The organism is Domibacillus sp. PGB-M46, from assembly GCF_022668875.1.
GTDB lineage: Bacteria > Bacillota > Bacilli > Bacillales > Domibacillaceae > Domibacillus.
This window is the reverse complement of the sequence record NZ_JAKGCR010000005.1, coordinates 111,501-125,285: the sequence shown is the minus strand read 5'-3', so window position 1 is coordinate 125,285 and position 13,785 is coordinate 111,501. Positions and strand designations below refer to the sequence as shown.

The window sequence follows — 13,785 nt, the reverse complement described above, 5'->3', positions numbered from 1 at the left end:
TAAAAGCTACAAGCGGCGGATAAATGACATCAGTTCCGCTTTTGGCCATGTATTCACGACCGTTTCCGGCCGCAGCCATCCTTTTCGGCCAGCGCTCGCGCCAGTTTCCATAAATTGTAGATGCTCGATGGCATGGGCATCTGTATTGATCATAATTTTCACGCCAGCTTCCTGAGCCGCCTTTAAGTGCTCAGCAGACAAATCGAGCCGATGCGGATTTGCATTTAATTCAAGCGCTGTGTTCGTTTGGGCCGCAAGACGGATTAACTCTTCCATATTGACTGAATAGCCGTCGCGCCGGCCGATAATCCGCCCGGTCGGGTGAGCAATCAGTTTCACGTATGGATTGTGCAGCGCTGTTTTTAACCGCCCCATAATCTGCTCCTGCGTCTGTGAAAAGCTTGAATGAATCGATGCGATCACAAAATCAAGCTGTTTTAATACGTCGTCCTCGTAGTCAAGTGTTCCATCAGGCAAAATATCCATTTCAATGCCAGAGAGGATTTCGATATCGCTGTATTTAGCGTTCCACTCTTTAATTTCTTCGTTTTGTCGAAGCAGCCTGTCAACAGACAGGCCATTTGCTACTTTTAAATACTGGGAATGGTCGGTAATAGCCATGTATTCATATCCGCGTGCGCGGCATGCTTCAATCATTTCTTCAATGGAAAATGCCCCATCCGACCAGGCTGTGTGCATATGCAGGTCGCCTTTAATATCAGACAGCTCAATTAACGTACCTTCTTTATATTTATCCGTTTCTGTCCCGTCCTCGCGGATTTCCGGCGGAAAGTATGGCAGCCCGAGGTGATGATAAAGCGACGCTTCACTGTCGAATGTTTTGACGCTGCCGTCCGGCTGCTCAATGCCGTATTCGCTTACTTTCTCATCCCGTTCTTTTGCAATTTGACGAATCTTCACGTTATGGTCTTTAGAACCGGTAAAGTGATGGAGTGCACTTGCAAACTGGTCCGGTGTGACAATGCGGAAGTCAATGGATAGATCAAATTCTCCTCCGATGACCACTGACACCTTTGTCGGTCCGGCAGCAATCACTTCTTTTATATCCGGCATGGCTAAAAGATGTTCTTTTACCCGTTCCGGTTTTTCAGTCGCAACGATAAAGTCAAGATCTTTGACTGTTTCACGGAGGCGCCGCAAGCTGCCTGCACGTGAAAAGCGGCTGATTTCTTCAAAACTGTCGAGATAAGCTTCAATCCCTTCCGCAACGGGCATAACATACATAATTGGCAGCCGTTCAGGCTGCGTTCCTGCTTTTGCTACCGCCGCTAAAATCTTTTCTTCTGTTTTAGCGCCAAACCCGGCAAGCTGCTGGACACGATGTTCTTCACAAGCTGCTTTCAGCTCAGTCATATTGGTAATACCCAGTTCCTTGTATAGCTTGGCAATTTTTTTGCCGCCGAGCCCTGGCAGTCCAAGCAGTGCCACAAGCCCTTCCGGCACCTCGCTGGAGAGCTCGGTCAGAACAGTAGATTTGCCTGTTTCCATGTACTCGGCAATCACAGCAGCCGTTCCTTTACCGATGCCAGACAGCTTCGTGACGTCGTCAATTTCCGACAAGCTTCGGTCATCCTGCTCAAGCGCCGCAGCCGCTTTTCGAAACGCGGATATTTTAAAGGGATTGTCCCCTTTCAGCTCCATATAAACAGCGATTTTTTCAAGCAATCGAATGATATCTTTTTTATTTACCATACAGGTCACCTGCTTTTCTTTTATAGTAGCAGAAAAAAACTTCTCTACCAAATAGGAGAGAAGTTTTTCAGCCATTCACCGCATTGCGGCTTTTCATACGGCTCATTTCCATTTTCATTTGTTCCAATTCTTCTTCCATTTTTAAATAATCATTCACCATATTAACAGCCGTCAGCACCGCAATTTTCTGCGTATCGAGCGAGGCATTGCGGCTGCCGATTTCACGCATTTTATCATCAACCATTTCCGTTACACGGCGAATATGGTATTCTGATTCAGTTCCGATAATCGTGTACTGATAACCGTAAATGTCAACTGTTAGGCGAGTCTTTTGTCGATCTGACAAATGCAAGGCCCCCATTTCTGTTGCAATTCTGTTATATATCATACCATGAGTCATTTACCGTGAAAAGGAAGAAAGTCTGGAGGCGTGTCGAATTGAGTCATACTGTCCTTGTTGTAAACGAAGCTACACTGCAAAAAATGAAAGATCATTATGGAATACCAGCCAAACTTCCCGCCGGCGCCGTTTTTGCGGCAAAGGTGGACGGCTGTTCTGTGACAGGCTACCGGTCCGGAAAAGTGCTGTTTCAAGGAAAGGAGGCCCAAACAGAGTCGGCCAAATGGGAGGGCCAGGCAGCGGCTTCAAAACCGAAGAAGGTATCTCCGCCAAGCGGCCAGCTGCCCGCTGGATTTGCCAATATGTCAGTGGCTGGAAGCGATGAAGTGGGCACAGGTGATTTTTTTGGACCGATTACCGTTGTGGCTGCCTACGTTGAAGCGGACCGGATTCCGGAGCTTGCCGCACTTGGTGTACGGGACTCCAAAGATATGAAAGATCCTGAGATTGTATCAGTTGCCAAAAAACTGCTCCGGACGATTCCATACAGCCTGCTCGTTCTACGCAATGAAAAATACAATGATTTACAGGAAAGCGGCATGTCGCAGGGAAAAATAAAAGCCATCTTGCATAATCAGGCGCTTGGCAAGCTGCAGGATAAAATGGCACCCGAAAAACCAGAAGCGGTGCTGGTGGACCAATTCGCGGAAAAATCCATTTATTACCGGCATTTAAAGGGACAAAAACGGATTATAGAGGAAAATGTCTTTTTCAGTACAAAAGGGGAAAGTATTCATTTAGCGGTTGCAGCGGCTTCGATTCTAGCGCGTTATGCATTCCTGAAAGAAATGGAGACACTGTCCGAAAAAGCGGGCTTCACCATTCCCAAGGGCGCCGGTCCAAAGGTGGATGAAGCGGCAGCACGCCTCATTCGAACCTATGATGAAAGCGTGCTGCGCCACTTTACCAAGCTTCATTTTGCCAATACGGAAAAAGCAAGACGGATCGTGCGGGGATTATAATGGTTTATGCCTGCAGAGCCGCCATATAAAAAGCAGGGCCGGATTCCTTTAAACTCCGGCCTGCTATTTGAAAATTACGGCCTAAACAAATGGATTCCGGGCCAAAAAAGTACATTTTTTATCGAAAAAGCAGTCCCGCTATACGAGGGACTGCTTTTCTTCTTTTATGCGCGCAAATCAGCGTTTGCTTTTTCTTTCAACGCCGTAAGCACTTTTTCGTGTACAGCTGTGACTTCTTCATCCGTCAGTGTTTTTTCAGGATTCATATACGTCAGGGCAAAGGCAACAGATTTCTTGCCTGCCTCCATCCGTTCTCCTTCATACACATCGAACACGTGAACATTCGTTAAAAGCGCTCCGCCTGCTTCTTTAATGACAGCCTCCAGCGAAGCCGCTTCCGTTGCCCTATCTACAACCAGCGCAATATCACGGCTGATCGATGGGAAGCGCGGAATTGGTGTATAAGCAAGTGCTGAACGATCTGTATTCAATAGAACATCAAGCTTCAACTCAAACAAATACGCTTCTTTTATATCTGCTTCTTTTGCGAGCGACGGATGAAGCTGTCCGATGACTCCGACCGGCTGCTCATCAAGTAAAACAGCAGCTGTCCGGCCCGGGTGGAAGCCTTCCGGTGCGGCTTTTTGGAAAGAAAGACGGTCTGTTAAGCCAAGACGGTCAGCGATTCCTTCGATTACGCCTTTAACCGCAAAGAAATCAACGGCTGTTTTTTCTCCCTGCCACAGATGCTCCTGCCATAGGCCTGTAACGATACCTGCAAGCCGTTCTTCTTCTTTCGGCTGCACGTTTTCGCCTTCATTTAAGTAAACAGAGCCTGTTTCATAAAGAGCGACAGAACCCATTTGACGGGCGTTGTTGTAAGCAGCCGCTTCGATTAAATGCGGCAGCAGACTTTCACGCAAGTACGCACGCTCCTCACTCATCGGCATCGCAAGCGCGACCGGCTCGCGTACTTCAAGCGCAAACTGGGCAGCCCGCTTTTGGGACGTTAAAGAGTACGTAACAGCCTGGTTAAATCCGGCTCCTTCCAAATAACGGCGCACCGTACGACGGCCAAGCTGATACGGTGATAAAGCACCCGGCAGCGCTTCTCCTTCCGGCAGCGTAAGCGGGATGTGATCATAACCGTAAAGACGGGCCACTTCTTCTGTTAGATCTTCTGGAATGGTAATATCCGCGCGGCGCGTTGGAACCGTTACAGTAATCGTGTCTCCATTAGTTTCTGCTTCGAATTTCAAACGGCTGAAGATCTCTTCCACGTTTTCCATTGTTAAGCTTGTGCCAAGGCGCATATTTAGACGGTCAAGTGTAATCGATACTTGTTTTGGCTCAGGTGCATATTCGCCAGCCACAACCGATCCCGACAAAACTGTGCCTTCTGCCAATTCTGCCATCAGCTCTGCTGCGCGGTCACATGCGGCCTGCACACGGGCTGGATCCACCCCTTTTTCAAAGCGGGCACTCGCTTCTGAACGAAGACCATGTGCTTTAGATGCTGCACGGACCGTTTGACCGTTAAAATAAGCAGACTCAATGAGTACATTTACCGTTTGCTCTGTTACTTCTGAGTTTGCACCGCCCATTACGCCGGCAAGGGCAATTGGCTTCTGGCCGTTTGTAATGACAAGCTGATCAGCCGACAATGTCCGTTCTACGTCATCAAGCGTGGTGAATGTTTCACCTTCCTCGGCATGGCGGACCACAACTTCTCCGGTTTCAACCCGGTTAAGGTCAAAGGCATGAAGCGGCTGTCCGTATTCCATCAGGACATAGTTCGTAATATCAACGACGTTATTGTGCGGGCGGATTCCTGCATTCATAAGCAGTGTCTGCATCCATAGCGGTGACGGACCGATTTTTACGTTTTTCACTACTCGTGCAATATAAAGCGGATTATCTTCTGGCGCGTTGATTTGAATGCGAACAGCGTCTGATGCTTTTTCATCCGCTTCAGCCGGCTTTGGCTCCGGCAGTTTCACATCACGGCCTAGAATGGCCGCTACTTCATAAGCTACCCCGATCATGCTGAGTGCGTCTGAACGGTTCGGTGTCAGGGATAGCTCTAAAATGGCGTCGTCGCGATTCAAGGCAGCGAGCGCATCCTCTCCTGGTGTAACGTCATTTGGAAAATTAAAAATACCTTCCGCATATTCTTTCGGATTTAAGCGGCTTTCAATACCAAGTTCGGACAGCGAGCAGATCATGCCGTTTGATTCTTCGCCGCGCAGCTTGGCACGCTTAATTTTAAAGTTACCAGGCAAAACCGCACCTGTTCGGGCTACAGCTACAAATTGGCCTGCATCTACATTTTTAGCTCCGCAAATAATTTGCACGGGCTCTTCCTCGCCTACATCTACAAGGCACTTGCTTAATTTGTCAGCATTCGGGTGCTGTTCACGTGATTGCACATACCCGACTACGATGCCTTTCATCTCAGAAGCAGGCATTTCAACGCCTTCCACTTCAATACCGGCGCGTGTGATTTTTTCCGCCAGCTCCTCCGGGGTTTGATCGGCAATGTCCACGTACTGAGACAGCCATTTATATGAAACAAACATGGGTTAATTCCTCCTTATTCGTGTACAGAAAATTGCTTTAAGAAACGAAGATCATTTGTGTAGAAATGGCGGATATCATCAATACCGTACTTCAGCATGGCAATGCGCTCCTGCCCCATGCCGAATGCGAAACCGGAATAAACATTTGAATCAAATCCGGCCATTTCAAGCACGTTTGGATGCACCATGCCGGCACCCAGAACTTCAATCCAGCCGGTACCTTTACAAATCGAGCAGCCTTTGCCGCCGCACATACAGCTCACATCTACTTCAACAGACGGTTCAGTGAATGGAAAGAAACTTGGACGAAGGCGGATTTGGCGGTCTGCACCAAACATTTTCTTCACAAACACATCCAGCGTGCCTTTTAAGTCACTCATGCGGATGTTTTCACCCACCACAAGCCCTTCGATTTGGTTGAATTGGTGGGAGTGCGTCGCGTCATCACTGTCACGGCGGTATACTTTACCCGGGCAAATAATTTTAACCGGCCCTTTGCCTTCATGCTGAAGCATCGTTCGTACTTGTACGGGTGAGGTATGTGTACGCATTAAAAGCTCCGGCGTAATGTAAAATGTATCCTGCATATCACGCGCCGGATGGCCTTTTGGCAGGTTGAGCGCTTCGAAGTTATAGTAGTCCTGCTCCACTTCCGGCCCTTCAGCCACTGTATAGCCCATGCCGATAAATAAATCCTCAATTTCTTCTGTAATACGTGTAAGCGGATGATGTCCGCCAAGTTTGACCGGGCGGCCCGGCAGAGTTACATCAACGGATTCTTCTGCCAGCTGCTTTTGAATAGCTTCGGACTCTAATGAAGCCTGCTTCGATTCAATCGCTTTTGTGATGGCTTCACGCACAACATTGACAAGCGCCCCCATTTTCGGGCGTTCTTCTGCAGACAGCTTGCCCATGCCTTTTAGCACTTCTGTAACTGGTCCTTTTTTGCCAAGGTACGCAACGCGTACATCATTCAGTTCTTTTAAATCCTGTGCGGCTGCCGCTTTCTTAATCGCTTCTTCCTGCAGCACTTTTAACTGTTCTTCCACGTTTTTTCCTCCTTTTTGGCAACAAAAAAAGCCCCGTTCCCGGAAAGGGACGAGGCTTCTGATATCGCGGTACCACCCTTTTTAACGCGCTAGAAAAACACGCGTTCACTTCATTCAGATAACGGTAAAAACCGGTATGCCTTTACACGAATGTGGTCCAAGCACCGGCTCGGGAGGTGAACTTCGGCCAGCTCTTTTTAAAAATGCTTTCAGTCGGGGCATTTTCTTCCTAAAAAAAGAGGGATGGCGTACTTTTCTCCGTCATTGCCTTTTAATTATCAAATTTTATACTTTCTTATTATAGACAACCCATTTTTGAAATTCAATTGTTTTCCCGAAAATGATAAAGAAGGATACCGGCCGCAACCGCGACATTCAGCGACTCACTTTGGCCGAAAATCGGAATGTAAACATTTTTGGTTGTTTTCTCAAGAAGCTCTGGACGTACGCCGTTTCCTTCATTGCCCACGAGCAGCGCAAACGGCCCTGCTTGTTCCTTTCTGTAATCAGACGCTCCTTCCAAAGCCGTACCGTACACCGGAATATTTCGTTTTTTCAGCTCTTCAACCGCTTCGGTTAAATCTACGCTTAAAACAGGCAGGTGAAAATGGCTTCCCTGTGCCGAACGAAGCACTTTTGGGTTATACAGATCAGCAGATCCGTGGCTGAGCAGCACCGCATCAATTCCGGCGGCATCGGCTGTCCGGATCATCGTGCCGATATTACCCGGATCCTGCACGGCATCCAGCAGCAAAAAGCTTTTCCCAGCAGGCAGTTCCGTTGCTTCCTGTTTTTGGCATACTGCAAAAACGCCCTGGCCGTTTTCCGTGTCAGAAAGCTTTTTTGCCACCTCGGCCGAAATCATGGTCACGTCAAGGCCATCTATATTCCACGATGCCGGTACTGCCGCTTCCTCTGATAAAAGAAGTTCCTTTATCTGCTCTTTGTGTCGAAGCGCTTCTTCTACGAGATGAAAGCCTTCGAGCATATAAAGACCTGTTTTATCGCGTTCTTTTTTTGTCCATAGTTTATTCAGCTGTTTTATATGTGTGTTATGTGCGGATTGAATGTACGTCAATGTGATTCTCCTTTCGCCGTATTCATTATAGCATTTCTCTGTATAATGGGCGCTACAGTGGTAAAAATAATCAAAACAAGGAGGGATAAACATGGATTTACGAGGCGCTATTATTCAAAATTTAAACGGACAAAATCCAAATGAATTATCGGCTGTAATTCAAGACGCGATTTCAAATGGCGAAGAAAAAACGCTGCCAGGTCTTGGTGTGATGCTTGAACTTTTCTGGAAAAAAAGCACAACAGAAGAGCAAAAAGTCGTATTAGAACGCATGTCATCTGCTCTTCAGTAACACAAAAAAACCGCTCACAGCGCTGTGAGCGGTTTTTTTTTAATCAAATGTAATGGTGTTAACTGTATCGCGGTCAAGGCGAAGGATTACTTCCCCAAGCAGCTTCACGGCGTTTTCATAATCATCACGGTGAAGCATGGCCGCATGAGAATGTATATAGCGTGTAGCAATGGTAACAGACAGCGTCGGAACGCCATTGCCTGTTTTATGAATTTCCCCTGAATCTGTTCCGCCGCCTGCCATAGCGTCAAACTGGTAAGGAATATTTAATTCATCGGCTACATCCGTTACAAAGTCACGCAGTCCTTTATGGGATACCATTGATGCATCATACAAAATAATCTGCGGGCCTTTGCCCATTTTTCCCATTGCCTCTTTTTCTGTTACCCCCGGTGTATCGCCGGCAATGCCAACATCAACGCCAAAGGCGATATCCGGGCCAATTTGGTGAGCGGATGTTTTCGCACCGCGCAGGCCGACCTCTTCCTGTACCGTTCCAACACCGTACACGATATTCGCATGCTGTTTATCTTTTACGTACTTCATCACATCAATGGCGATCGCACAGCCGATTCGGTTGTCCCAAGCTTTAGCCAGCAGCATTTTTTCATTGTTCATAACAGTAAATTCAAAGTAAGGAACGACCATGTCACCAGGACGCACGCCCCATTCTGAAGCTTCTTCGCGGCTTGATGCGCCGATATCGATAAACATGTCTTTAATATCAACCGGTTTTTTGCGTGCTTCAGCCGGCAAAATGTGCGGCGGCTTTGAGCCGATCACGCCTGTAATATCTCCTTTGCGCGTCACAATCGTAACGCGCTGGGCGAGCATTACCTGGCTCCACCATCCGCCGACGGTTTGAAAACGAATAAACCCTTTGTCATCAATGCGTGTAACCATAAAGCCGACTTCATCCAGGTGCCCAGCCACCATGATTTTCGGGCCGTTTGCGTCCCCGGTTTTTTTGGCGATCAAGCTGCCAAGGCCGTCCGTTGTCACTTCTTCTGCAAATGGCTCAATGTATTTTTGCATGACTTCACGCGCTTCGCGTTCATTCCCGGCAATCCCTTTTGCATCCGTTAGCTCTTTTAGCATCGTTAACGTTTCATCGAGTTTCTTCATTATAAATAAAGTCCCCTTTCTTAGTAGCCCGACTGCTGGCGCTTATAGTTTACTTCATTTTTGGCGATATACGCCTGTTCCACTTCTTCTGCTGAAAATCCAAGCATATCCCCCAGTGTAAAGAAACGGTCAAGCAGGGAATGATACGCTTCTTTTGTTTTATCACGGTGGAAGGTATGAACGGCTTCTGTAACAAGCAAAAACTGGTCCGTCGCCGTTTTTGCAGGCTGCTGGGACGCCGGCACTGCATCTGTCAGGTCAGCTAAAATGCCGAGTGACAGAATAAAATGTACGCCGTCTACAAATTCTTCTAAAATGATTCCCCGCTCGGACGGCCCTTTTGTACTCCAAAATTTAAAGCATCTCGTTTCATTAGCCAGTTCACCAATTTCAACAAGCAGAGCGAGCACTTTTTGGTCAAATAAATCCGTTCCTTCCAGATTGTGTTCCTTTTCTATGTATGAATCGAGCCCGCGCTGCATTTCAAACAATGTATTCATATTCAAATGGCTGTTCCTCCTATCATTGCTAACACCATTAAATCCATAACGGCAAGAACCGGCATTCCGTATTTAAAGGATGCATGCTTCGTTTTATGCCGATACGTCTGCATGGCCACCCATCCGCCCGGTGCACCGCCAAGCAAAGCCAGCAGCCAGAGCGTCCTTTCCCGGGTTCGGTACAGCCGTTTTTGGGCTTTTTTCTTATCATTTGCCATCGTTATGTAGGCAATCATATTAATAAAAATAAAATAAATGAAGACCATCACTATCTGCTCTCCCCCTTCCCTATTTTAACAAACTTTTCCCGAAACAGCCTAATTTGGAGAACAAGCGAAACAAATCTTTTATCAGCCGGCTGCTTTCCTGAAGCTGATGATATAAAAAACTGCTCATTCGGCTCGTTGCTTTTACAGGCCGTTAAAACCAATAAGCATAAAAAAACCGCCCTGACGGATCAGGACGGTTTTGAGGTTATTAACCTAGTTGTTTTTTTGCAGCGTCTGCAAGCTGTGCAAATCCTTGTGCATCGCTAACAGCAAGATCAGCAAGCATTTTGCGGTTTACTTCGATACCAGCAAGCTTCAAACCGTGCATTAAACGGCTGTAAGAAAGACCGTTTGTACGAGCAGCTGCGTTAATACGAGTGATCCACAATTTGCGGAAATCACGTTTTTTGTTACGGCGATCCCGGTATGCATATTGCAGGGATTTCATAACTTGTTGGTTGGCAACTTTATATAAACGATGTTTCGAACCGAAATAACCTTTTGCTAATTTAAGAACCTTTTTACGACGTTTGCGTGTTACAGTACCGCCTTTTACGCGTGGCATACTATTTCCCTCCTAATGATGTTACGTTAATTTTCTTACAGATTGTCAAGCATGTGGCGAATACGTTTGAAATCGCCTTTTGATACAAGAGCGCCTTTGCGCAATTTACGTTTTTGTTTTTGAGATTTGTTTGCGAACAAGTGGCTTGTGTAACCGTGTGAACGTTTCAGTTTACCTGAACCTGTTTTCTTGAAACGTTTGGCAGAACCACGGTGAGTTTTCATTTTTGGCATTTCGTCTTCCTCCTCAAACTGGTTTACTTTTCGTTTTTAGGCGCCATAATAAGGAACATACTACGGCCGTCCATTTTCGGCTTGGACTCAACAGTCGCAACTTCCTTGCACGCTTCTGCAAAGCGGTCAAGTACACGCTGGCCGATTTCTTTATGCGTAATCGCACGTCCTTTGAATCGGATCGATGCTTTTACTTTATCACCTTTTTCCAAGAACTTAATCGCATTGCGAAGCTTGGTATTAAAATCGTGGTCATCAATCGTTGGACTGAAGCGCACTTCTTTTAATTGGATGATTTTCTGGTTTTTGCGGGCTTCCTTCTCTTTCTTCTGCTGTTCGAACTTGAACTTTCCATAGTCCATGATGCGGGCTACAGGCGGTTTCGCGTTCGGAGCAACAAGCACAAGATCAAGATTTACGCGGGCAGCAATTTCAAGCGCTTCGCGTTTTTGTTTAATGCCGAGCTGATCGCCGTTTTGATCGATCAAGCGTACTTCACGGGCACGGATGCCTTCGTTTAAATTCATATCTTTGCTAATAACAAGCCACCTCCGGGTCATTTTAAAAACACTGTTTAAAAGAGAAGCGCACTGCTGCATGAAAAAAGCGAGGCATCTAAAAGTAGATGCCCCGCTAGTAAAAAGCTGCCCAAAACAGCTTAGTCGTTTTACCATGTCAACCTGCCAACTTTTCTGTCAGACGAGGTGAGAAGCGGGTGCTTCTGCTTTCTTTTATTATGTGTTTCATTCACCTAAGTAACTATATCATATCCTCTTTCAAATGTCCAGAAGACAAATTGAAAGAACCAACGTTTTAAATAATACCATTGCTTTTCAAAAAAAACAATAGTTTTTTTCTTAACGTTTGCCTTCTTTTTGAACAAGGCCGCGGAAAGCGTCAAATGACATCGTCTCAGACTGCTGCTCCCCGTACTTGCGGACGTTCACTGTACCGCTCTCAAGCTCTTTATCACCCACTACGAGCATGTACGGAATTTTCTTCATTTGCGATTCACGGATTTTATACCCGAGCTTTTCTTCACGGCTGTCCATTTCGACACGGATGCCGGCTGCTTTCAGCTCATCCTGTAACTTTCTTGCATAGTCGTAGTGAACCTCGTTAGAAACAGGAATGATTTGAACCTGAACCGGTGCAAGCCATGTCGGGAATGCTCCCTTGTATTCTTCAATCAAAAACGCAACAAAGCGTTCCATTGTGGAAACAACACCGCGGTGAATAACAACCGGGCGGTGCTGCTTGCCGTCTTCACCCACATATGTTAAGTCAAAGCGTTCCGGAAGAAGGAAATCCAGCTGTACAGTAGACAAAGTTTCTTCTTTGCCAAGCGCTGTTTTCACTTGTACGTCAAGCTTCGGACCGTAGAACGCCGCTTCATCTTCTGCTTCTACGTACTCCATTCCAAGTTCATCCATTGCGTCTTTCAGCATCGCTTGTGCTTTTTCCCACATTTCATCATCATCGTAGTATTTCTCTGTGTTTTCCGGATCGCGGTAAGACAAGCGGAACGAGTAATCATTTAAGTCGAAATCTTTATAAACAGACAAGATCAGCTCGACAACACGTTTGAGTTCATCTTTGATTTGGTCTGGACGAACAAAGATGTGGGCGTCATTCAATGTCATCCCGCGAACACGCTGCAGGCCGGCAAGGGCGCCTGACATTTCATAGCGGTGCATTGTGCCAAGTTCAGCAATACGGATCGGCAGCTCGCGATAGCTATGGATGTCATTTTTATAAATCATCATGTGATGAGGGCAGTTCATCGGGCGAAGAACAAGATCCTCGTTGTCCATTTCCATGACCGGGAACATACCATCCTGATAATGATCCCAGTGGCCGCTTGTTTTGTAAAGTTCAACACTTCCCATTACCGGTGTGTATACATGGTCATAACCGAGGCTTACTTCTTTATCGACAATGTAGCGCTCGATAATACGGCGGATGGTTGCACCTTTTGGCAGCCAAAGCGGCAGACCCTGTCCGACTTTCTGGGAATTTGTAAACAAATCAAGCTCTTTTCCAATTTTGCGGTGATCGCGCTCTTTTGCTTCTTCAATCATTTTCAAGTGATGCTCAAGATCTTCCTTTTTAAAGAAAGCCGTTCCGTAAATACGCTGAAGCATTTTGTTGTCTGAATTACCGCGCCAGTATGCGCCGGCGATGTTAAGCAGCTTAAATTCTTTTAACTTTCCAGTGGACGGAACGTGTACACCGCGGCATAGATCGGTGAAATCACCCTGCTCATACAGTGTAACCGTTTCGTTCTCCGGAATTGCTTCAAGAAGCTCCAGCTTGTATTCATCATCAATTTCTTTGAAAAACTGCTCTGCTTCCGCGCGTGATACTTCTTTGCGGATAACCGGCACGTTTTCGTTAATGATTTTCTTCATTTCTTTTTCGATTTTCGGCAAATCTTCCGGTGTAATGGATTCATCCAGATCAATATCATAATAAAAGCCGCCTTCAATAACCGGACCCACACCAAGCTTGACTTTGTCGGCTCCGTAAACACGTTTGATCGCCTGCGCCATCAAGTGTGCTGTACTGTGGCGAAGCACTTCAAGCGCGTCAGCATGCTCAGGTGTAATAATTTCAATCGCGCCATCCTGCTCGATCGGTGTTTTTAAATCAATAAACTGCCCTGATACTTTGCCGGCAAGTGCTTTTTTACGCAGGCCCGGGCTGATCGACTGCGCAACCTCTTCCATTGTTGTTCCAGACGGAAATTCCTTTACAGCGCCGTCTGGGAATGTTAATTGAATCGACATTTGTATTTCCTCCTTCTTTTTAAACGACAAAAAACCCCGCTCCTTCATAAACGAAGGGGCGAGGTTTAATCGCGGTTCCACCCAACTTTCCGGGAAATTCCCGGCTCAATTACAGTCAGATAACGGTCTGGTGCCGCCGCTTCTTACTTTCAGGTTCAGAAGCAGAGCTCGAGGGTGGTGAATTCATTTGTTTCGACGGGAAAGTTGCAGCTCATCGCTTTCCCTCTCTGT

Annotated in this window: 14 protein-coding genes and 3 other annotated features (1 of these 17 cut by a window edge); of the genes, 2 read left to right on the top strand and 12 right to left on the bottom strand. The window is 46.6% G+C overall.

Features of this window, described 5'->3' with window-relative positions; all coding sequences use genetic code 11:
* Positions 1–6: 6 nt before the first annotated feature.
* Positions 7–1,713 (bottom strand): DNA polymerase/3'-5' exonuclease PolX, encoded by a 1,707-nt coding sequence (gene polX / locus L2D08_RS08275; protein WP_242233291.1) that lies wholly within the window; start codon positions 1,711–1,713, stop codon positions 7–9.
* Between the two features lie 67 nt (positions 1,714–1,780).
* Positions 1,781–2,059: a cell division protein ZapA gene (gene zapA / locus L2D08_RS08270; RefSeq protein WP_242233290.1), complete on the bottom strand. Its 279-nt coding sequence runs from the start codon at positions 2,057–2,059 to the stop codon at positions 1,781–1,783.
* Positions 2,060–2,151: 92 nt separating this feature from the next.
* Between zapA and rnhC the strand changes: the two genes are divergently transcribed.
* Positions 2,152–3,075: a ribonuclease HIII gene (gene rnhC / locus L2D08_RS08265; RefSeq protein WP_242233289.1), complete on the top strand. Its 924-nt coding sequence runs from the start codon at positions 2,152–2,154 to the stop codon at positions 3,073–3,075.
* 164 nt (positions 3,076–3,239) lie between these two features.
* Here the strand turns inward: rnhC and pheT are convergent, their stop codons facing one another.
* The 3 genes from pheT to L2D08_RS08250 form a co-directional block, all read right to left on the bottom strand.
* Positions 3,240–5,654 carry a phenylalanine--tRNA ligase subunit beta gene (gene pheT / locus L2D08_RS08260; protein WP_242233288.1) on the bottom strand — a complete coding sequence of 805 codons (2,415 nt, stop codon included), beginning with the start codon at positions 5,652–5,654 and terminating at the stop codon, positions 3,240–3,242.
* A 14-nt stretch (positions 5,655–5,668) separates the two neighbouring features.
* Entirely contained in the window at positions 5,669–6,703 is a 1,035-nt protein-coding gene (pheS, locus tag L2D08_RS08255) for a phenylalanine--tRNA ligase subunit alpha (protein WP_242233287.1), read from the bottom strand.
* 42 nt (positions 6,704–6,745) lie between these two features.
* Positions 6,746–6,977, bottom strand: a binding site (T-box leader).
* Between the two features lie 48 nt (positions 6,978–7,025).
* A complete protein-coding gene (locus tag L2D08_RS08250) occupies positions 7,026–7,781 on the bottom strand; it encodes a TrmH family RNA methyltransferase (protein WP_242233286.1) in 756 nt (251 codons plus the stop codon).
* Positions 7,782–7,872: 91 nt separating this feature from the next.
* Between L2D08_RS08250 and sspI the strand changes: the two genes are divergently transcribed.
* Complete coding sequence (gene sspI, locus L2D08_RS08245; protein WP_242233285.1) at positions 7,873–8,073, top strand: small acid-soluble spore protein SspI; 201 nt, start codon at positions 7,873–7,875, stop codon at positions 8,071–8,073.
* A 39-nt stretch (positions 8,074–8,112) separates the two neighbouring features.
* On the opposite strand, the gene L2D08_RS08240 is transcribed toward sspI, so the two are convergent.
* From L2D08_RS08240 to thrS, 7 genes are all read right to left on the bottom strand, one after another.
* Positions 8,113–9,198, bottom strand: coding sequence for a M42 family metallopeptidase (locus tag L2D08_RS08240; protein ID WP_242233284.1), 1,086 nt, complete (start codon positions 9,196–9,198; stop codon positions 8,113–8,115).
* Between the two features lie 20 nt (positions 9,199–9,218).
* Positions 9,219–9,704, bottom strand: coding sequence for a dUTP diphosphatase (locus tag L2D08_RS08235; protein ID WP_242233283.1), 486 nt, complete (start codon positions 9,702–9,704; stop codon positions 9,219–9,221).
* Positions 9,701–9,964 (bottom strand): DUF1294 domain-containing protein, encoded by a 264-nt coding sequence (locus tag L2D08_RS08230; protein WP_242233481.1) that lies wholly within the window; start codon positions 9,962–9,964, stop codon positions 9,701–9,703. The genes L2D08_RS08235 and L2D08_RS08230 overlap by 4 nt, the downstream gene beginning before the upstream one ends.
* Before the next feature lie 211 nt (positions 9,965–10,175).
* Complete coding sequence (gene rplT / locus L2D08_RS08225; RefSeq protein WP_242233282.1) at positions 10,176–10,532, bottom strand: 50S ribosomal protein L20; 357 nt, start codon at positions 10,530–10,532, stop codon at positions 10,176–10,178.
* Between the two features lie 35 nt (positions 10,533–10,567).
* On the bottom strand, positions 10,568–10,765 hold the full coding sequence (gene rpmI, locus L2D08_RS08220; RefSeq protein WP_242233281.1) for a 50S ribosomal protein L35: 198 nt from the start codon (positions 10,763–10,765) through the stop codon (positions 10,568–10,570).
* A 23-nt stretch (positions 10,766–10,788) separates the two neighbouring features.
* Positions 10,789–11,325, bottom strand: a complete 537-nt coding sequence (gene infC, locus L2D08_RS08215) for a translation initiation factor IF-3 (protein ID WP_242233280.1) — start codon at positions 11,323–11,325, stop codon at positions 10,789–10,791.
* A gap of 34 nt (positions 11,326–11,359) precedes the next feature.
* Positions 11,360–11,498 (bottom strand) — a sequence feature (ribosomal protein L20 leader region).
* Between the two features lie 124 nt (positions 11,499–11,622).
* The gene (thrS, locus tag L2D08_RS08210) at positions 11,623–13,554 is read right to left on the bottom strand and encodes a threonine--tRNA ligase (protein ID WP_242233279.1); all 1,932 of its coding nucleotides are present in this window, start codon (positions 13,552–13,554) and stop codon (positions 11,623–11,625) included.
* Positions 13,555–13,605: 51 nt separating this feature from the next.
* Positions 13,606–13,785, bottom strand: a binding site (T-box leader); it runs 40 nt beyond the window's last position.

Bases quoted from the DNA above. Each gene is read 5' to 3' on its own strand.
- rplT (WP_242233282.1), bottom strand. From the start codon at position 10,532: ATGCCACGCGTAAAAGGCGGTACTGTAACACGCAAACGTCGTAAAAAG.
- rpmI (WP_242233281.1), bottom strand. From the start codon at position 10,765: ATGCCAAAAATGAAAACTCACCGTGGTTCTGCCAAACGTTTCAAGAAA.
- sspI (WP_242233285.1), top strand. From the start codon at position 7,873: ATGGATTTACGAGGCGCTATTATTCAAAATTTAAACGGACAAAATCCA.
- L2D08_RS08230 (WP_242233481.1), bottom strand. From the start codon at position 9,964: ATGGTCTTCATTTATTTTATTTTTATTAATATGATTGCCTACATAACG.
- infC (WP_242233280.1), bottom strand. From the start codon at position 11,325: ATGACCCGGAGGTGGCTTGTTATTAGCAAAGATATGAATTTAAACGAA.
- L2D08_RS08240 (WP_242233284.1), bottom strand. From the start codon at position 9,198: ATGAAGAAACTCGATGAAACGTTAACGATGCTAAAAGAGCTAACGGAT.
- thrS (WP_242233279.1), bottom strand. From the start codon at position 13,554: ATGTCGATTCAATTAACATTCCCAGACGGCGCTGTAAAGGAATTTCCG.
- polX (WP_242233291.1), bottom strand. From the start codon at position 1,713: ATGGTAAATAAAAAAGATATCATTCGATTGCTTGAAAAAATCGCTGTT.
- pheT (WP_242233288.1), bottom strand. From the start codon at position 5,654: ATGTTTGTTTCATATAAATGGCTGTCTCAGTACGTGGACATTGCCGAT.